This window comes from Rugamonas sp. DEMB1 (genome assembly GCF_029834475.1).
Lineage (GTDB): Bacteria > Pseudomonadota > Gammaproteobacteria > Burkholderiales > Burkholderiaceae_D > Rugamonas > Rugamonas rubra.
In genome coordinates this window covers 2324468-2341494 of record NZ_CP122407.1, presented here as the reverse complement: position 1 = coordinate 2341494, position 17027 = coordinate 2324468, and the positions used below count along the sequence as shown (strand labels likewise).

The following is a 17027-nucleotide window of genomic DNA, read 5'->3' as shown; positions in this document are numbered from 1 at the left end:
TTCCTGGTTCCAGTCGTCAGCTAGGCGGGTGTCGGGGACGGCCGAACGATGGCCATCCGTACAGGGTAACACAGCACTATGGCGCACGGCGCACGATAGCCTCAGCCTGAAGCGCCGGCAGCCAAGCCGAGAAACCCACAGGCGCAAATCTAGGGTCAGACCCTAGGGTCTGACCCTGGGTCGTCGTCCTTGGCTGGCGTTGAAGCCGCCGGCACCTTGACCGCGAGCCCCCAACGCCTCAATCCGCCGGCGGCGAACGGTAATGGTGCTTGCCCTGCCCCACCCGCTGGGCGTGGTAGATGCCGCTGTGGCCGGAGAAAAGGTAGGCCACCACGCAGGCCAGCGCGGCGAACGGCCCGATCTGCGGGCCGAACAACTCGATGGCCATGATGGTCGAGGCCAGCGGCGTGTTGGCGGCGCCGGCGAACACGGCGACGAAGCCCAGCCCGGCCAGCAGCGCGAACGGCAGGTGCAGCAGCGGCGCCAGCGCGTTGCCCAGGGTGGCGCCGAGGTAGAACAGCGGCGTGACCTCGCCGCCCTTGAAGCCGCTGCCCAGCGAGGCGACGGTGAAGACGAACTTGCCGGCCCAGTCCCACGGCGCCAGCGGCCGGGCGAAGGCCTCGACGATGACCGGAATGCCCAGGCCGATATAGCGCGTGCCGAGCAGCCAAACCGCCAGCGCGATCACGCAACCGCCCAGCAGCGGGCGCAGCGGCGCGTAGGCGATGCGCCGCTTCATGAAGGCCGAGGCGGCGTGGGTGCTCCGGGCGAAGGCCATGCCGGCCAGGCCGAACAGCGCGCCGGCCGCCAGCACCGCCGCCACGTTGAGCAGCGTCAGCGGCGGCACAGCCTGCAGCGCGTAATGGGTGTGGCGCACGCCCCAGGCCATGCCGACCTGGTCGGCGGCGATGGCCGCCACCATGCAGGGGAAGATGGCGTCGTAGCGCAGCCGGCCGATGGCCAGCACCTCCAGGCCGAAGATGGCGCCGGCCAGCGGCGTGCCGAACACCGAGGCGAAGCCGGCGCTGATGCCGGCCATCAGCAGGATGCGGCGGTCCTCGTGGCGCAGGCGGAACACGTGGGTCAGCTGGTCGGCCAGCGCGCCGCCCATCTGCACGGCGGTGCCCTCGCGGCCCACCGAGGCGCCGAACAAGTGGGAAACCACGGTGCCGGCCAAGACCAGCGGCGCCAGGCGCAGCGGCACCACGCGCTTGGGGTCGTGGATCTCGTCGATCAGCAGGTTGTTGCCCGCCTCGACCGAGCGCCCCAGCTTCAAATACACCCAGCCGACGGCGAAACCGGCCAGCGGCAGCAACCAGATCAGCCAGGCGTGCGCCTCGCGGTAGCCCGTCGCCCGGTCGAGGGCGAACAGGAAGAAGGCCGAGGCGCTGCCGCTGAGCACGGCGACCAGGCCGGCGATGAGGCACCACTTGCCCACATAGGGCAGCAGGGCGAGCGGTTCGGGCAGTCGGGGAAGGTTCATGGCGCCGGTGGTGAGCGGGGGTGAGCGTGAAGAGGCCTGAACAACGGGCGATGCGCGCGGACGGACAATGGCTGCCATGCTAGCAAAAAAGTTCACCGGCGGCAATTGACCGGGCGCCGTGACGCTGTTCAGCGCCGCCGCCGTCCGCTATGCTACGCTTTGGCCAGCGCCCGCCTCCACATCACCACGAGAACCAGCACACATGCAATTCGACGACCTGCACGACGACCCCGAAGACAGCCTGCACAGCGCCGAGGAACGCGCCAGCGCGGCCAACCGCAGCACCTGGGTCAGCGTCGCCGTCAACCTGGTGCTGAGCACCATCCAGATCGCCGTCGGCGTGTTCGCCCGCTCGCAGGGTTTGATCGCCGACGGCATCCACTCGCTGTCGGACCTGGTGGCCGACTTCGTCGTGCTGTTCGCCGGCCACCACGCCCGCAAGGACGCCGACCAGAACCACCCCTACGGCCACCAGCGCTTCGAGACCGCCGCCTCGCTGGCGCTCGGCCTGCTGCTGCTGGCCGTCGGCGTCGGCATGCTGTGGTCGGCCGTGCTCAAGCTGCAGCACCCGGCCAGCGTGCCCGAGGTGCACGCCGTCGCCCTGTGGGTGGCCGGCGCCGCCCTGCTGGCCAAGGAGACCCTGTTCCGCTACATGCTGGCGGTGGCCAAGCGCATCAAGTCGAGCATGTTGGTGGCCAACGCCTGGCACGCCCGCTCGGACGCCGCCTCCTCGCTGGTGGTCGGCCTGGGCATCATCGGCAACCTGGCCGGCTATCCGATCTTCGACCCGATCGCCGCGCTGATAGTCGGCTGCATGATCGCCCGCATGGGCTGGCAATTCAGCTGGGACGCGCTGCACGACCTGATGGACCGCGCCGTCGACGACGAGGAGGTCGAGGCGATCCGCCGCACCCTGGTCGACACACCCGGCGTGAGCGGCGTGCACGACGTGCGCACCCGCAAAATGGGCGACATGATCGTGGTCGACGCCCACATCGAGGTGGACGCCCTGCTGACCGTGGAGGCCGGCCACGACATCGCCGTCGAGGCGCGCCAGCGCGTACTGCAGCGCCACCGCGTGCTCAACCTGATGACCCACGTCGACCCGTGGCGCCGGCCCGACCTGGACCACGGCGGCGCGGCCGCTGCTGCGGCGCCCACGCCGCTCGCCTGACCGGCAGGCCGCCATGCCGCCCGACGCAGCCGACCAACAAGGCCTGAGCCAGGCCGAGGCGGCGCGCCGTTTGCTGGCCGACGGCCCGAACGAACTACCCCAGTCGCGCCCGCGCAGCGCCCTGCGCCAGCTGCGCGGCGTGCTCGCCGAGCCGATGTTCCTATTGCTGGTGGCCTGCGGCGGCATCTACATGGTGCTGGGCGACCGCGCCGAGGCGCTGATGCTGCTCGGCTTCGTCTTCATCGTCATAGCCATCAGCTTCGTCCAGCAACGCCGCAGCGAACGCTCGCTCGACGCGCTGCGCGACCTGTCCAGCCCGCGCGCGCTGGTGCTGCGCGACGGCGTGGCGCAGCGCATCGCCGGCCGCGAGCTGGTCGAGGGCGACATCGTGCTGCTGGCCGAGGGCGACCGCGTGCCGGCCGACATGGCCCTGCTCGACGCCTCCAACTTGACCATCGACGAATCGATGCTGACCGGCGAATCGCTGCCGGTGGCCAAACAACTCCCCCTCGCCGACGACGACAACACCGCCACCGCCACCTTGGCGGCATCGGCCGCCGTCTATGCCTACGCCGGCACGCTGGTCACCCAGGGCATGGGGCGTGGCCGCGTCAGCGCCACCGGCGAGCGCAGCGCGCTGGGCCAGATCGGCAAGTCGCTGGCCGCGCTGGGCGGCGAGCAAACCCCGACCCAACTGCAAACGGCAGAAATTGTGCGCCGTGTCGCAGCCATCGGACTGGCCGTGGCCACCGCGCTGGCCCTGGCCTGGTGGGCGCTGCTGGGCGACTGGCTCAACGGCCTGCTGGCCGGCCTGACCCTGGCGATGGCCATCCTACCGGAGGAGCTGCCGGTGGTGCTGACGCTGTTCCTCGGCCTGGGCGCCTGGCGCCTGTCGCGTGAAAAAGTCCTGGCGCGCAGCGTCCCGGCGATCGAGCTGCTCGGCGCCACCACCGTGCTGTGCGTCGACAAGACCGGCACGCTGACCGCCAACCGCATGGCCGTGCGCCGCCTGTGGTCCGAGCAGGCCGCCTACGATTGCGCCGCCGACGCCGCAACCACAGCCGCCACACAGGGCGCCGACCCCGCATCTGCCGGCGCCGCAGCCGGCGGCCACGCCGGCCGCAACCCCGCGCCGCTGCAAGAGGAGCTGCACGGCGTGCTGGAATACGCCGTGCTGGCCAGCCACCGCCGCGCCTACGACCCGATGGAGTCGGCCATCGGCGACGCCGGCCAGCGCCTGCTGGCCAACACCGAACACCTGCACGCCGACTGGACGCTGGTCAACGACTACCCGCTGTCGCGCGAGATGCTGGCCATGTCGCGCGTCTGGCAGTCGCCCGACCGGCGCGAGCTGATGATCGCCGCCAAGGGCGCGCCCGAGGCCGTGGTCGACCTGTGCCACATGGACGCAGCCCGCGCCGCCGCCATCGCCGCCCAGGTGGAGGCGCTGGCGCGCGACGGCCTGCGCGTGCTCGGCGTGGCCTGCGCCACCTTCAGCGCCAGCGAGCTGCCCGGCAACCAGCACGACTTCGATTTCGACTTCCTCGGCCTGGTCGCGCTGGAGGACCCGATCCGCCCCGACGTGCCGGCCGCCATCGCCGAATGCCGCGCCGCCGGCATCCGCGTGGTGATGATCACCGGCGACCACCCCGCCACCGCGCTGTCGATCGCCCGCCAGGCCGGCCTGCCGGTCGACGGCGCGGCCATGACCGGTGCCGAGCTGGCCGGCCTCGACGACGCCACCCTGCGCGCCCGCCTGCCCAACACGCAGGTGTTCTGCCGCGTCCAACCGGAGCAGAAGCTGCGCCTGGTGCAGGCCTTCCGCGCCGCCGGCGAGGTGGTGGCGATGACCGGCGACGGCGTCAACGACGCCCCGGCGCTGAAAGCCGCCCACATCGGCGTGGCCATGGGCGCGCACGGCACCGACGTGGCGCGCGAGGCCGCCGCGCTGGTGCTGCTCACCGACGACTTCTCCTCGCTGGTGACGGCGGTGCGCTACGGCCGCCGCGTCTTCGCCAACCTGCGCAAGGCCATCGTCTTCGTGGTGGCGGTGCACGTGCCGATCGTCGGCCTGTCGCTGCTGCCGCTGCTGTTCGGCTGGCCGATGCTGCTGATGCCGGTGCACATACTGTTCCTGCAGCTGATCATCGACCCGGCCTGCTCGGTGGTGTTCGAGGCCGAGGAGATCGAGGCCGGCGCCATGGCGGCGCCGCCGCGTCCGCCCGAGGCGCGCCTGTTCGACCGCGCCGTGCTGGAGCGCGGGCTGTGGCAGGGCGGCGGCCTGCTGGCCACCTTGGTCGGGGTGTACGCGCTGGCGCGCTGGCACAGCGGCAGCGACCAGGTGGCGCGCGCGCTCGCCTTCAGCGTGCTGGTGCTGTCGAATTTGGGACTGATCCAGGCCAACCGCGTGTGGGGACGCGGCGCCGGCTGGGGCCGTGGCGGCCAGGCCGGCCGCTACTTCGGCGCCATCGCGCTGGCCACCTGCGCGCTGCTGGCGGCCGCGCTGGGCCTGCCGGCGCTGGGCCAGTTGTTCGGTTTCGTGCGTCCCGATGCCGCGCTGCTGCTGGCCGGCGCCGCCGTGGTCGGCCTCAACCTGCTGTGGTTCGAGGCCGTCAAACGCGTGTTGACGCGCGCCGAGCGAGCTAGTTGATGCGCTTCAGGCGCTGGCCGTGGATACCCCACAAACAATCCTCGCCTTCATAGTTGGCGGAGATGGCCCAGCCCGTGCCGACCTTCTGCACGCCGGTCTCGCATTCGATTTCCTTGGCCAGTTTCTGGCCCCAGCCCTCGGCGGCGCCCCGGCCTTTGAACAGTTCTTTGTCGTTGAAGATAACGGTGGCGTCGAAGACGGGTACGGCGAATATGGTCATGATGCTGATTCCTGATGATTGGTGAAAGCGACGGCCCGGGCCGTCAGCGCCGCATTGTGCCACAAGGCGCGCGAGCGGGCGCGGTCCGGCGCCCCGGACTGGCGGCGCCATCGTCGTATTATAAATTGAGCTCGCGGTTGCAGGCAGGCTTGGTGGCGGCGTGGCGCAGCATGATCAGCCCCATGCTGGCGGCGACGAAGCCGCCGAAGATCAGGATGGTGGTGTTGAGGCCGATGTTCATGCGCAGCATCATCGCGTACAAGGCCATCACCGCCAGGATCGACAGGTTCTCGTTGAAGTTCTGCACCGCCACCGAGTGGCCGGCGCTCATCAGCTTGTAGCCACGATGCTGCAGCAGCGCGTTCATCGGCACCACGAAGAAGCCGGCCAGACCGCCGATGACGATCAGCAGCGGCGCCGCCATCCAAGCCGTGTGCACCACCGTCATCAACATCACCACGCCGCCCATCAGCATACCCAGCCACAGCACTGACAGCGAACGGCGCAGCGTGACGTAGCGCGCCGCCAGCACCGCGCCGCCGGCCACGCCGAAGGCGAACACGCCCTGCAGCAACGCCGCCTTGTCCAACCCCAGGCCCAGCGTCTCCTGGCCCCAGCGCAGCAGAATGTATTGCAGCGCCGTGCCGGCGCCCCAGAACAAGGTCGTCACCGCCAGCGACAACTGGCCCAGCTTGTCGCGCCACAGCACGCCGCTGCAACGCCAAAAGTCGGCGATCAACTGGCCGGCGCGGGTCGACTGCTTGGCGTAGCGCACCTCGGTGTCGGCGATACCCAGATTAAACAGCGCGGCCAGACAGTAGACACCGACGATCACGCACAGCGCCGCCTCGCCCGGCGTATCGATGCTGGTGTTAATGAAGGGGAAGTCGAAACTCAGCAGGAAGGACGACACCGCCGCGTTGGCCGACAGCGCGCCGCCCAGCACCACGCCGAAAATGGTCGAGCTGATCGTCAAGCCCTCGATCCAGCCGTTGGCCGCCACCAGTTGCTCGGGCGGCAGCAGCTCGGTCAAAATGCCGTACTTGGCCGGCGAATACGCCGCCGCGCCCAGCCCGACAATGCCGTAGGCCAGCACCGGATGCAATTGGAAGAAGATGGTGGCGCAACCGCCGATCTTAATCAGGTTGGTCATGAACATGACCTTGCCCTTTGGGAAGGAATCGGCGAAGGCGCCGACAAAGGCGCCCAGCAACACATAAGACAAGACGAAGGACCACTTCAACATCGGCGTCATCCATTCAGGCGCCTTGAGCAGCGTTAGAAAGCCGACACAGGCGATGAACAAGGCGTTGTCGGCCAGCGAGGAAAAGAACTGCGCCGCCATGATGGTGTAAAAGCCTTTTTTCAAACCAGTCTCCGAATCTCTTTTGAGATTGCATTTATATCATAAGAGTTGCTCAGAACGATAGAATTTGACCCGCCGGCGACGGCCAAGGCCGTTCCCGCCGTATAAAATTTTGCCTGAAAAACAAGATTCGCCATCGTGGAAATTTTTCCTGTGCAATAATTGGTCTTCCAAAACGAGCAATATTGCACATGATGAAATCACACGCGCAGCAAACCCTCCGCCGCCTCCGCGCCGCCGCCCTGGGCATCGGCCTGACCATCGGCCTGGCGGCCGCTCCGCTGGCGCTGGCGCAATCGCTCGCCTTCACCTTCGACGACGGCCCCAACCTGGCCGACACGCCGCGCCTGACGCCGCAGCAGCGCAACGACGCCATGCTCGCCGCCTTGGCCAAGCACAAGGTGCAGGCCGCACTGTTCGTCACCGCCGGTTTCGGCGCCGACAAGCCGGCCGGCTACGCCCTGGCCAAGGCCTGGGGCCAGGCCGGCCACGCCATCGGCAACCACACGATGAACCATCCGGACCTGCACAGCGCCAAGGTCAGCCTGGCGCAGTACCAGCAAGAAATCCTCGACTGCGACGCCATCATCAAGACCCTGCCCGGCTACCAGAAATGGTATCGCTACACCTTCCTGCGTGAGGGCAACACCCCGGAGAAGCGCGACGGCATGCGCGCCTTCCTGCAACAGCAAGGCTACCGCAACGCCTACGTCAGCCTGGACACCAGCGACTGGCGCCTGGACGAGAAGCTGCAGGAGGTGCTGACAAAAAATCCGCAGGCCGACCTGGCGCCGATCAAGCAAGCCTACCTGGCCCACGTGCGCCAGCGCGCCCTCGCCTACCGCGCCCTGTCGCAGCAACTGCAGGGCCGCGACATCGCCCAGGTGATGCTGATGCACCACAACCTGATCAACGCCCTGTGGCTGGACGACGTGATCGCCCAGTTTAAACAGATGGGTTGGACCATCACCACCCCGGCGGCGGCCTTCGCCGATCCGGTCTACCAATTGGTGCCCGAGCGCAAGGCGCCGGGCCAGAGCCTGCTGCTGTCGATGGGCCGTACCCTCGGCCTGGGCATGTTCCCCGGCGGCGAACGCTTGGTCGACGATGGCGATGCGGAAATTGAGGCGCTGAAGGCGCAGGGGTTTTAAACACAGATTAATTTACATTCTTGTTGACTCTAAAGATAGCAAGCCAAAAGTATTAACGGGTTTCACTAAATGCATTATCGTTAGGAGAGAAAGATGCAGTACGTAGAGTTGGTCGCAGTCGTAGCGGTACTTCAATTCTTCTTTTTCGGTGTGCTGACCGGGCACGCACGCAGGCAATCTGGCCTCAAGGCACCTGCTGTCACGGGACACGAGGGTTTTGAACGTATGTATCGGGTTCAAATGAACACCCTGGAAATTCTCATTGCCTTTTTACCGGGCTTGTTCTTGGCCGCGAAATATTGGCCTATTCCTTTGGTTGTGGGCATGGGAATTTTTTACGTGATTGGGCGGCATGTTTACTGGCGAGCATATGTCAGCGAGCCGTCAAAGCGTGCGCTCGGCTTCATGATGTCCATGCTACCCACTTTGTTCCTGCTCATACTGGCACTTGTTGGTGTAATTCTTTCGCTTGCTGGGATCAAGATCTAAAATTTAAAAACAAGAACAAATGAGAAAATACTTTAACGCGTGCAAACTGTTTACCTTGATCCTGTTTTTATCATTTTCAACATTGGCATCGGCATCTGACGTCCAGGATCTGGAAAAAACATTGGCAAATTCCCTTTCGTTAAAAAAAGGCAGCACCGAGAGACTTGGGAATTCAGGAAAGGCGATTCAATCGTACATGAAGGAAGGCTTCGTCAACAGGAAGCCGAATCAAAGAGCCGACTATACGGACTATTACCTCTTGAAAAAACCTGCGATGTTCATGGGGCACGAACTGATTGTGATCGAAGAAGAGTATATGTCAAAGTATATCGGGTGCTGCGTCAGCCCCGGGATGGGTGTGGCTGTAAAAATATCTGGCAACTCAAAAAATCTTGAGAATTTCGCAATAAAAAACAAATGCACATTGACAAACGACGTAGATATTCAGGCCGAATTGAAAAGCGTCAGCATCAAAGCCAATTTTCCACACGGCCAATATGCATCGCTTAGTTGTCGCGAGCGAGATGCCAGCCGATAAATACAGCTCACTCCTTGAATTGGATCTGAAAAAAAATACTTGATCGGGGTTTCGCGTCGCCTCACGCAGCCCGAACCATGCGCGACTGGCGCCTGACGCCCCCGGCCAACACGGTTGTCAAGACGAGCTTGTGAGATCGGCCTAGGGAACCTTAAGCAACATCGCCAGATACAGCGCCAACTCACGCTCGCTAGCCGCCTGCCGTCCCGTGTGAGAGTACCCAATGACTGCGTAATACAAAAATTGGGCGAGTGCCGCCGCGTCGGCCACCGGCCAGCCTATCTCGTGCAGCAGCTCCCTTACATAGGATAGCCGGCCCTGGTCCACGCGATTCTGCACCTGCGCGACATGCTCGTCAGTCAGCGCCCAGGCCCGGATCGCACAGCCCAGATCCGATCTCTGCCCAAACGTCGTTCCCAGCAAAAAATGCAACCTCGTCCGTGCATCGCTACCGACGCCGTTCGCCTGCTGCATCACGTCGAGCGTGTACTTGCTCTCCCACGCGCGCACGAACCTCGGTTTTATACGCCTGTAAATCTGCAAAGTGCCAGTAAAAACTCCCCTTCGTCACACCCAGGTGCTGCGCTATGCCCATCACTTTGAGGGACTGCGGCCCGTCCTCGGCTAGCTTGCCAAGGCCCGCGTCGATCCATGCTTGTCGGTTCAATCGTTCATCCATGGCGTAACCATACCGCAAGGTATTGACGAAATCAATAGCCTGCTGCTACGATGCCTCCATACTCAAGGGTATGGATAACGACATTCGGCAAAGCCCGCGCGCCGCACCTCCAGTCCTTGCGCTCATCCGTGTTGCCTACTGTGGAGAATGAAATGGAATGGAATTGGAAAACAATGGTCCCGTGGGGAATAACCATTCTAGGGATTCTTCATATAGGAATGGGAGTCTTCCGCTTCTGGCAACCGTTTGCCGCCGCGCTGCAGGACGGTTTTATCGGTGCCTTTTCCACCAATGACACCCGGCGCGTTGCGGCATGGTTCACCTTGTTTGGGCCGCCCATCATCGTCTGCGGGCATCTGGCGATGCGTGCCGCTGCGGTATCGGATCTCGAGACCCTGAAAATCATCGGTTTTTATTTATCCGCCACCGCCTTGTTTGGCGTGGCGGTCTTTCCCTACTCGCCGATCTGGGCGCTGCTGATCTTGTCATCCGCACTCGTTGCGATTGGATATGGTCGGCTCGCATGAGCATGGCGTAGTCCGGCAAAAACTAGGCACTTCGGCGTCGACTCACCCCGATCGGCGATACGCCTGTACGACTGCCCCGGCCTCATCGCGCAGGACGATGATCTCCAAAAGCGGCCGGGAAATTCATTCCAAACACTACGATGCCAGCTGCGTCAACATCAATCCAACGGGCATACGCGGATAACGTGGCCGTCGGGGTCTTCGGCGAGGAAGATCAGGCCGAAGACTTCGGTGTATGGCTCGCGGGTGATGTTAATGTCCCGGTTCTGCCGCCATACCTCGAAGAGGCTCTGCAGCCCTTTCTGATTTGCTGGTTCAAGGACAAGACTGGCAGCACTGACCTGGCACTGTATATACTCTCCGCTGTGCTGTTCCTCGGCGCCGTGCTGGTGATGCGCGTGCCGGGCAAGGTCGTCAACCGCTAGCACGCCGCCGGCGTACGCTAACCGAGTACCGTACCCGCCCCCCCCAAGAGCGAGGGGTCTGACCCCGTCCGGGGTCAGACCCCGACCGTGGCGGAGCGGGGTGCGGGGTAGTTGCTTAGCCGTTTAACAACAGAACTTTGAGAGTCGCAAACATGTCAACTCCCACCCCGCCGCGCCAGTTGCTGCAGGCGATGTTCCACGCCGCCATCGAGGCGGCGCAGCCGGCCCATTGCGTGCCGCCCCACCTGCCGGCGCCGCCGCGCGGCCGTCTGGTCGTCATCGGCGCCGGCAAGGCCTCGGCGGCGATGGCGCGCGCCGTCGAGGACAACTGGCCCGGCCCGCTGTCCGGCCTGGTGGTGACCCGCTACGGCTACAAGGTGCCGTGCGATCGCATCACCATCGTCGAGGCGGCCCATCCGGTGCCGGACGCCGCCGGCATGGACGCGGCGCAGCGCATCCTCGCCCTGGTCGGCGGCCTGAGCGCCGACGACACCGTGCTCTGTCTGATCTCCGGTGGCGGCTCGGCCCTGCTGGCCCTGCCGCTGGCCGGCGTCACGCTGGAGGACAAGCAGGCGCTCAACCGCGCGCTGCTCAAGTCCGGCGCCAGCATCGGCGAGATGAACTGCGTGCGGCGCCACCTGTCCGCAATCAAGGGCGGCCGGCTGGCCGCCGCCTGCCATCCGGCCAAGGTGGTCACGCTGTTGATTTCCGACGTGCCGGGCGACAGGCCGGGCGACATCGCCTCCGGCCCCACCGTCGGCGACGCCAGCACCTGCGACGACGCGCTGGCCATCGTGCGGCGCTACGGCATCGCGCTGCCGGAGCGCATCCGCGCCGTGCTCGAGAGCGGACGCGGCGAGTCCGTCAAGCCGGGCGACGCCCGCCTGGCCAACACGGAAACGCGGCTGATCGCCACGCCGCAGATGGCGCTGGAGGCGGCGGCGCAGGTGGCGCGCGCGGCCGGCGTCACGCCGCACATCCTCGGCGACAGCATCGAAGGGGAAGCGCGCGACGTCGGCAAGGTCATGGCCGGCATCGCGCTCCAAGTGGCGCAGCGCGGCCAGCCGTTCGCGCCGCCGTGCGTGCTGCTGTCCGGCGGCGAGACCACGGTGACGGTGCGCGGCGACGGCCGTGGCGGCCGCAATGTCGAGTTCCTGCTGGCGTTGGGCGTGGCGCTCGACGGCCAGGCGGCCACCCACGCGCTGGCCGGCGACACCGACGGCGTCGACGGCCTGGAGGAAATCGCCGGCGCCTACCTGGCGCCGGACACGCTGCAACGCGCCTGGGCGCAGGGGTTGCGACCCAAGGACAGCCTGGACAACAACGACGGCCACGGCTTCTTCCAGGCGCTCGGCGACTCGATCGTCACCGGGCCGACGCTGACCAACGTCAACGACTTCCGCGCCATCTTCATAGGCGACCCGGCCGGCGGCCCGGCCCGGGCCTAGAGCTCGACGGCGGCATAAGCAGCGGCGGCGTCAGCCGTTCATCAGTTGCAGCACCACGGCGGCGCACAGCGCCACCCACATCAGCGCGCCGCCGGCGAAGACCTCGGCGGCGATCGCCTGCGCCTCCAGTTCCTCGCCGGTGCGCAGGAAGCTGTCGCAGCCACGGAACAACAGGCAGCCGCCCAGCACCACGCCGAGGCAGAGGACGGCGATGCCCGGCCACAGGCTGGGAATGGCCAGGCCGAAGGCGGACAGCCACATCGGGATCGCCGTCACGGCGGCCAGCAGGAAGGTGTCGCGGAAGCCGACCTCGATCTGGTGCGCCGACGCCACCAGCTTGATCAGCCAGGCCACCAGCGGCACCGTCAACAACTCCATCAAGAAGAAGACGATGGCCACCTCCTGCCAGCGCGCCGCCGACGCGGCGACCGGGTAGATGCCGCCGTGGTGGGCGCCGGCGTAGATCAGCATGGCCGGCGGTATCAAGGAAAACGGCATGGTCAGGAAGAAGAAGGTTTCCAGCACCGAGGGGTGGGATTGGCGCAGGCTGACCCAACCGTCCAAGGAGGAGAACGGTAGCTTGAGGATGTGTAGCGGACTCATTTGGCTGATCCCTTATCGAAAGACTGGCTGTCCGATTTCGGCTGGAAAAGCATGCGGCCACACCGGCATATCCGGCCAGTTGCCACCGGGCGCGGGCGGAATGCCCGCTTAAAGTGGTATTTCAACTATATCATAAAGTTAAGACAACACAACACCCGCGTTGGTTCAAGCGAACGGCCGCACGCCGATCAGCACGCCGTGCAGCCAGAAGGCGAACACGACAAAGGCGAGCAGGCCGACGGCCAGCGTCGCCAGGGTGCCGCCCAAGGTGCCGGCCGGATAGGTGGTGCCGGCGGCGCGGTCGCGCTGGCGGGCGGCGCGGAAGTCCAGCACCGCCCACAGCAGGAAGGCGCCGAACAGCACCACGTCGGCCAGCATGCCGTTGGCCAGCAGGTGGCCGAAGGCCCACAGCTTGGTGCCCAGTACCATCGGATGGTGGACGGCGGCCTTGATGCGGTTGCGCGGCACGTAGGCGGCGGCCAGCAGCACGAAGAAGGCCAGCATGAACAGCGCGCTCAGGTGGCGCAGGAACACCGGCGGCTGCCACAGCTGCACCGGCTCCTGGCGCGCCAGGCCGAAGCCCCAGATGATCAGGCCGAAGCCGAGCAGCGACAGCAGGCTGATCGCGCCCTTCCAGGCGGCCTCGCCCTGCCGGGCCAGTTGGCGCTGGCGCCACGGCTCGGCGACAATGCGCACCGAGTGGGTGCCGAGGAAAAGAATCAAACCGAGTAGCAATATCGTCATCGAGCTGCCTTGCGAAGTGGATGGGGGCTGGGCTTGCGGACCCGGCGCGACGCGGACGCGGCGCCGGGGGATGGCGTATGGTGGCACGGAAATGTTGTCAAAGCAATCTCGCGAGGGAAATCGCCCGGCGGGAGGGGCGGCACTGCCGGTCCGGCGCGGCCGGGCCGGCGGCACCGCGTGTCAGGCCAGCCGCACCAGCGGATTGGCGATGATGTTGTCGATCTGGCGGATCGCCTCGTCGCAGGCGGCGGCGACGGCGTCGTCCTCGCTGTCGCGGATGAACTGCATGGTGGCGCCCTCGAACACGTCGACGCCGTCCGGCCCGGCGCGCTCGATGTCGCAGCTGGCGGTCCATTTGTCACCGCTGGTGGGCGCGGCGAACGGCACGATTTCCCAGCCCTTGTAGTGAATTTTCGATCCTTGATCCATCTGTTTCTCCTTGGCGGTGGCTAGTCAACTGCTGCCTTCGATGATACAGGATGCGGCGCCGTTTCCGCGCCCGCCTGCCCTGGCCGGGCACGTGGGCACAGCGCGCTGCTCTGAGACGGCATGATTGAGCGCCACCGCAAAACCCGGACGCCGGGGTCTGACCCCATGCGGGGTCAGCCCCCCTTCAGCCGCACCGCGGGGTGCGCGCCGGCGTTCCGCCCTAGTCCTGCTTGGGCGCGCGGCCGATCGGCTCGTCCATGTTGGCCAGATACCAGGTCAGCGAGGACAGCACCGCCACATGCCGCTTCAGGTTCTGCGGGTCGACCTTGTCGAGCGTGTCGGCGGCCGTGTGGTGGTAGTGGAAGTAGCTGTGGCTGTCGACCAGCGGCTCGAAGCTGGGCACGCCGCCGGTCTCCAGCGCGTGCAGGTCGCCGGCGCCGAGCACGTCGCGGCGGGTGAAGGCGCTGGCGCCGATCGGCTGCAACGCCGCCTGCAAGGGCGCGAACAGCTTCTCCACGCGCGGGCCGACGCTGGCCAACACGCCGAACGGACGGCCGGCGCCGGAGTCGCTCTCGATGGCGGCGAACTGCTTGTCCAGCCCGGCCTTGTGGGCGTCGAAATAGGCGGCGCCGCCGCGGCCGCCGTTCTCCTCGTTCATCCAGGCGATCATGCGGATGGTGCGGCGCGGCTGCAGCTTGAGCTTTTTCAGCGTCTCGATGACGCCCATCGCGCCCATCACGCCGGCGCCGTCGTCGTTGGCGCCGGTGGCCAGGCCCCACGAGTCCAGGTGGCCGGAGACGATCACCACCTCGTCGGCCTTGTCGCTGCCCGGCAGGTCGGCGATGACGTTGAAGCTGTCGGCGTCGGCCAGGGTCTGCGGCGTCAGGGTCAGGTGCATGCTCAGCGGGCCGCGCGCGGCCAGGCGGCTCATCAGCATGGCGTCCTCGCTGGTGACGGCGGCGGCCGGGATGCGCGCGCCGTCGACCAGGCCGGTGGCGCCGGTGTGGGGAATGCGGAAGTCGGCGCCGCCGACCGAGCGCACCAGCGCGGCGGCCGCGCCCATCTGCGCCGCCAGCTTGGGTCCGTTGAAGCGGTAGTTCGAGCCGCGCCCGTAGGCCGGGCCGGCCAGGCCGCGCTCGGCCATCTCCTGGTCGAAGGCGACGTCGAACAGCACGATGCGGCCCTTGACCTCGGCGGCGCGCGCCTTCAGCTCGTCGAAGTCGCGCACCACGATGAGCGGCGCGGTCAGGCCGGCGGCCGGCGTGGCGCCGGAGCCGCCCAGCGCCGTCAGCACGACGCGCTGGCTGACACCGGCCGGACGGCCGCTGTAGTCGACCAACTCGGCCGTCTCGGCGCCGCGCACCCAATGCGGCACCTTGACCGGCTGCAGCGTGACGGTCGCGCCCAGCTTGCGCAGCGCCGCCGCCACCTGCTCGACCGCCGCCGCCGCGCCGGCCGAGCCGGACAGGCGCGGGCCGACCAGGTCGGTCAGGTCGGCCAGGCGCTGGTAGGCCCAGTCGCTCTGCATCGCCGTGTCTCGGATGCGGCCCAGGGTGGCGGCGTCGTTGGCCGGCGCGGCGGCGTGGGCGCCGGCGCTCAGCAGGCAGGTGATCAGGGCGGCCAGCACGGGCTGGCGCAACAGCGGCTTGTTCAACACAGGTTTCATGCGGATCCTTGATAAGAATGCGGGCGGGCGAAGGAGTTCGCCGGCGGTTTTTCCACCGACGGGCAAGGTGCCGGATTGTTACGATAGCGCATTTGGCTATCTTGTGCAGAAACTTCTAAAAACGCAGGCGCCGGCGCGTTTGATTTGTCGCCGCGTCTGCATTACCATGGGTTTCCCTCCGCAGAAAGGAAGCGCATATGCTCAAGGGACCACTGTGCACCGTCCGCCACTTGCTGACCGCCGACCTGAACACCTTCATCGCCCTGGTCAACGACCTGCCCTCGCGCGGCGACCACTTCTCCAGCCACTTCAAGTCGCCCGAGCAGATGCGCAAGGAGTTCCTGCAGACCGGCTTCGTCACCGAGGACAGCGAATTGTTCGTCATCGAGGACCGCGCCCACCACATCGTCGGCGTCATCACCCACTTCAAGAGCCGCACGCCGATCTGCCGCGAGATCGGCTACCGCCTGTTCGACGCCGCGCTGGCCGGGCGCGGCTACGTCAGCGAGGCGACCCGGCTGCTGGTCGACCACCTGTTCCGCGTCTACCAGTACCACCGGCTCGAACTGCTGACCGCGCCGGAGAACATCGCCTCGGTGCGCGTCGCCGAAAAATGCGGCTTCCAGCCCGAGGGCCTGCTGCGCCAGGCCTTCTTCATCAACGGCCGCTACTGCGACGTCAGCGTCCACAGCCTGCTGCGGCCGGAGTGGGAGCGCCTGCGCGCGCCGCTCAGCATGCTCGCCCGAATGTAAGAATATGTATATGGCGTGGCGATTTCCCGGCCGGGCGATATAGTGACACTCATATCAGGGCCGCGCGGATCATTCCGATCCGGGGCCGAGCGGGAGAAAACGCCATGTTGAACAAAATGAGCAAAAAATTCCTGGCCGTGGTGATGCTGGCCGCAGCCGCCGTGTCGACCAGCGCGCAGGCCGGCGACCGCGACTTCAACACCGCCGCCGGCGCCATCGTCGGCGCGGCCATCGGCCATAACAGCGGCGGGCGCGACGGCGCCATCGTCGGCGGCCTGATCGGCGCCGCCGTCGGCAACAGCATCAACAGCGACGACCGCTCCTACCGCCGCGACAACCGCCGCGACAGCCGCTACGTCGAAACCCGCGTCTACCAGTCGGCGCCGACCTACTACGAACCGGCGCCGGTCTACTATGCGCCGCCGCCGCGCTACTACGCGCCGCCACAGGTGGTCTATGTCGAACCGGCCCGCCCCTACTACCGCGAATACCGCGAGGTGCGCGAGTACCGTGGCCGCGACAACTACTACGAGGGCGGCCGCCACCACCACCACCATCATCATCGCGGCTACGACCGCTAGGCGCCCGACCGGGAGCGCCAACTAAAAGAGCCTGACGCGTCGCCGCGTCAGGCTCTTTTTTTGTTGGCGGTGTCGATTCAAGGCGCTGGGGATGCTGGCAAA

General features: G+C 66.6%; 19 protein-coding genes. 10 read left to right on the top strand and 9 right to left on the bottom strand.

The annotated features are described in order from the left end of the window. Nucleotides 1-238: 238 nt before the first annotated feature. Nucleotides 239-1483, bottom strand: coding sequence for a voltage-gated chloride channel family protein (locus QC826_RS10785; RefSeq protein WP_279765609.1), 1245 nt, complete (start codon nt 1481-1483; stop codon nt 239-241). 202 nt (nt 1484-1685) lie between these two features. On the opposite strand from QC826_RS10785, the gene QC826_RS10780 reads away from it, so the two are divergent. Together QC826_RS10780 and QC826_RS10775 are read left to right on the top strand one after the other, a co-directional pair. Beyond that, a complete protein-coding gene (locus QC826_RS10780; protein WP_279765608.1) occupies nt 1686-2657 on the top strand; it encodes a cation diffusion facilitator family transporter in 972 nt (323 codons plus the stop codon). A 13-nt stretch (nt 2658-2670) separates the two neighbouring features. Continuing rightward, nucleotides 2671-5307 carry a cation-translocating P-type ATPase gene (locus QC826_RS10775; RefSeq protein ID WP_279765606.1) on the top strand — a complete coding sequence of 879 codons (2637 nt, stop codon included), beginning with the start codon at nt 2671-2673 and terminating at the stop codon, nt 5305-5307. On the opposite strand, the gene QC826_RS10770 is transcribed toward QC826_RS10775, so the two are convergent. Together QC826_RS10770 and lplT are read right to left on the bottom strand one after the other, a co-directional pair. Then, nucleotides 5300-5527 carry a hypothetical protein gene (locus tag QC826_RS10770; RefSeq protein ID WP_093390526.1) on the bottom strand — a complete coding sequence of 76 codons (228 nt, stop codon included), beginning with the start codon at nt 5525-5527 and terminating at the stop codon, nt 5300-5302. The genes QC826_RS10775 and QC826_RS10770 overlap by 8 nt on opposite strands. 118 nt (nt 5528-5645) lie before the next feature. Continuing rightward, entirely contained in the window at nt 5646-6896 is a 1251-nt protein-coding gene (lplT, locus tag QC826_RS10765; protein WP_279765605.1) for a lysophospholipid transporter LplT, read from the bottom strand. 188 nt (nt 6897-7084) lie between these two features. Between lplT and QC826_RS10760 the strand changes: the two genes are divergently transcribed. The 3 genes from QC826_RS10760 (at nt 7085) to QC826_RS10750 (ending at nt 9071) form a co-directional block, all read left to right on the top strand. Beyond that, complete coding sequence (locus QC826_RS10760; protein ID WP_279765604.1) at nt 7085-8044, top strand: polysaccharide deacetylase family protein; 960 nt, start codon at nt 7085-7087, stop codon at nt 8042-8044. A gap of 93 nt (nt 8045-8137) precedes the next feature. Continuing rightward, nucleotides 8138-8533, top strand: coding sequence for an MAPEG family protein (locus QC826_RS10755; protein ID WP_279765603.1), 396 nt, complete (start codon nt 8138-8140; stop codon nt 8531-8533). Nucleotides 8534-8552: 19 nt separating this feature from the next. Continuing rightward, nucleotides 8553-9071 carry a hypothetical protein gene (locus QC826_RS10750; RefSeq protein ID WP_279765602.1) on the top strand — a complete coding sequence of 173 codons (519 nt, stop codon included), beginning with the start codon at nt 8553-8555 and terminating at the stop codon, nt 9069-9071. Nucleotides 9072-9212: 141 nt separating this feature from the next. On the opposite strand, the gene QC826_RS10745 is transcribed toward QC826_RS10750, so the two are convergent. Together QC826_RS10745 and QC826_RS31575 are read right to left on the bottom strand one after the other, a co-directional pair. Beyond that, entirely contained in the window at nt 9213-9581 is a 369-nt protein-coding gene (locus tag QC826_RS10745) for a hypothetical protein (RefSeq protein ID WP_279765601.1), read from the bottom strand. Further along, entirely contained in the window at nt 9520-9750 is a 231-nt protein-coding gene (locus QC826_RS31575) for a TetR family transcriptional regulator (RefSeq protein ID WP_409567793.1), read from the bottom strand. Before QC826_RS31575 ends, QC826_RS10745 begins: the two co-directional genes overlap by 62 nt. Nucleotides 9751-9902: 152 nt before the next feature. Between QC826_RS31575 and QC826_RS10740 the strand changes: the two genes are divergently transcribed. The 3 genes from QC826_RS10740 to QC826_RS10730 all read left to right on the top strand — a co-directional run bounded on the left by QC826_RS10740 (nt 9903) and on the right by QC826_RS10730 (nt 12150). Continuing rightward, the gene (locus QC826_RS10740) at nt 9903-10277 is read left to right on the top strand and encodes a DUF6463 family protein (RefSeq protein WP_279765599.1); all 375 of its coding nucleotides are present in this window, start codon (nt 9903-9905) and stop codon (nt 10275-10277) included. Between the two features lie 185 nt (nt 10278-10462). Then, nucleotides 10463-10702, top strand: coding sequence for a hypothetical protein (locus QC826_RS10735; protein ID WP_279765598.1), 240 nt, complete (start codon nt 10463-10465; stop codon nt 10700-10702). 152 nt (nt 10703-10854) lie between these two features. Next, nucleotides 10855-12150 (top strand): glycerate kinase, encoded by a 1296-nt coding sequence (locus QC826_RS10730; RefSeq protein ID WP_279765597.1) that lies wholly within the window; start codon nt 10855-10857, stop codon nt 12148-12150. 30 nt (nt 12151-12180) lie between these two features. On the opposite strand, the gene QC826_RS10725 is transcribed toward QC826_RS10730, so the two are convergent. The 4 genes from QC826_RS10725 to QC826_RS10710 form a co-directional block, all read right to left on the bottom strand. Next, nucleotides 12181-12753 (bottom strand): Yip1 family protein, encoded by a 573-nt coding sequence (locus QC826_RS10725; RefSeq protein ID WP_279765596.1) that lies wholly within the window; start codon nt 12751-12753, stop codon nt 12181-12183. Nucleotides 12754-12918: 165 nt separating this feature from the next. After that, nucleotides 12919-13497, bottom strand: coding sequence for an NnrU family protein (locus QC826_RS10720; RefSeq protein ID WP_279765595.1), 579 nt, complete (start codon nt 13495-13497; stop codon nt 12919-12921). Nucleotides 13498-13677: 180 nt separating this feature from the next. Further along, nucleotides 13678-13926: a hypothetical protein gene (locus QC826_RS10715; protein ID WP_093390536.1), complete on the bottom strand. Its 249-nt coding sequence runs from the start codon at nt 13924-13926 to the stop codon at nt 13678-13680. Nucleotides 13927-14146: 220 nt separating this feature from the next. Next, a complete protein-coding gene (locus tag QC826_RS10710; protein ID WP_279765594.1) occupies nt 14147-15592 on the bottom strand; it encodes a M20/M25/M40 family metallo-hydrolase in 1446 nt (481 codons plus the stop codon). Between the two features lie 197 nt (nt 15593-15789). On the opposite strand from QC826_RS10710, the gene QC826_RS10705 reads away from it, so the two are divergent. Together QC826_RS10705 and QC826_RS10700 are read left to right on the top strand one after the other, a co-directional pair. Next, nucleotides 15790-16344 (top strand): GNAT family N-acetyltransferase, encoded by a 555-nt coding sequence (locus QC826_RS10705; protein ID WP_279765592.1) that lies wholly within the window; start codon nt 15790-15792, stop codon nt 16342-16344. Nucleotides 16345-16448: 104 nt separating this feature from the next. Further along, nucleotides 16449-16925 (top strand): glycine zipper 2TM domain-containing protein, encoded by a 477-nt coding sequence (locus QC826_RS10700; RefSeq protein WP_279765591.1) that lies wholly within the window; start codon nt 16449-16451, stop codon nt 16923-16925. The last annotated feature ends 102 nt before the right edge of the window (nt 16926-17027 follow it).

Coding starts and splice junctions, on each gene's coding strand:
- QC826_RS10780 (WP_279765608.1), top strand. CDS start 1,686: ATGCAATTCGACGACCTGCACGACGACCCCGAAGACAGCCTGCACAGC.
- QC826_RS10705 (WP_279765592.1), top strand. CDS start 15,790: ATGCTCAAGGGACCACTGTGCACCGTCCGCCACTTGCTGACCGCCGAC.
- QC826_RS10725 (WP_279765596.1), bottom strand. CDS start 12,753: ATGAGTCCGCTACACATCCTCAAGCTACCGTTCTCCTCCTTGGACGGT.
- QC826_RS10760 (WP_279765604.1), top strand. CDS start 7,085: ATGATGAAATCACACGCGCAGCAAACCCTCCGCCGCCTCCGCGCCGCC.
- QC826_RS10720 (WP_279765595.1), bottom strand. CDS start 13,497: ATGACGATATTGCTACTCGGTTTGATTCTTTTCCTCGGCACCCACTCG.
- QC826_RS10730 (WP_279765597.1), top strand. CDS start 10,855: ATGTCAACTCCCACCCCGCCGCGCCAGTTGCTGCAGGCGATGTTCCAC.
- QC826_RS10775 (WP_279765606.1), top strand. CDS start 2,671: ATGCCGCCCGACGCAGCCGACCAACAAGGCCTGAGCCAGGCCGAGGCG.
- QC826_RS10715 (WP_093390536.1), bottom strand. CDS start 13,926: ATGGATCAAGGATCGAAAATTCACTACAAGGGCTGGGAAATCGTGCCG.
- QC826_RS10755 (WP_279765603.1), top strand. CDS start 8,138: ATGCAGTACGTAGAGTTGGTCGCAGTCGTAGCGGTACTTCAATTCTTC.
- QC826_RS10740 (WP_279765599.1), top strand. CDS start 9,903: ATGGAATGGAATTGGAAAACAATGGTCCCGTGGGGAATAACCATTCTA.
- QC826_RS31575 (WP_409567793.1), bottom strand. CDS start 9,750: ATGGATGAACGATTGAACCGACAAGCATGGATCGACGCGGGCCTTGGC.
- QC826_RS10770 (WP_093390526.1), bottom strand. CDS start 5,527: ATGACCATATTCGCCGTACCCGTCTTCGACGCCACCGTTATCTTCAAC.
- QC826_RS10785 (WP_279765609.1), bottom strand. CDS start 1,483: ATGAACCTTCCCCGACTGCCCGAACCGCTCGCCCTGCTGCCCTATGTG.
- QC826_RS10700 (WP_279765591.1), top strand. CDS start 16,449: ATGTTGAACAAAATGAGCAAAAAATTCCTGGCCGTGGTGATGCTGGCC.
- QC826_RS10750 (WP_279765602.1), top strand. CDS start 8,553: ATGAGAAAATACTTTAACGCGTGCAAACTGTTTACCTTGATCCTGTTT.
- QC826_RS10710 (WP_279765594.1), bottom strand. CDS start 15,592: ATGAAACCTGTGTTGAACAAGCCGCTGTTGCGCCAGCCCGTGCTGGCC.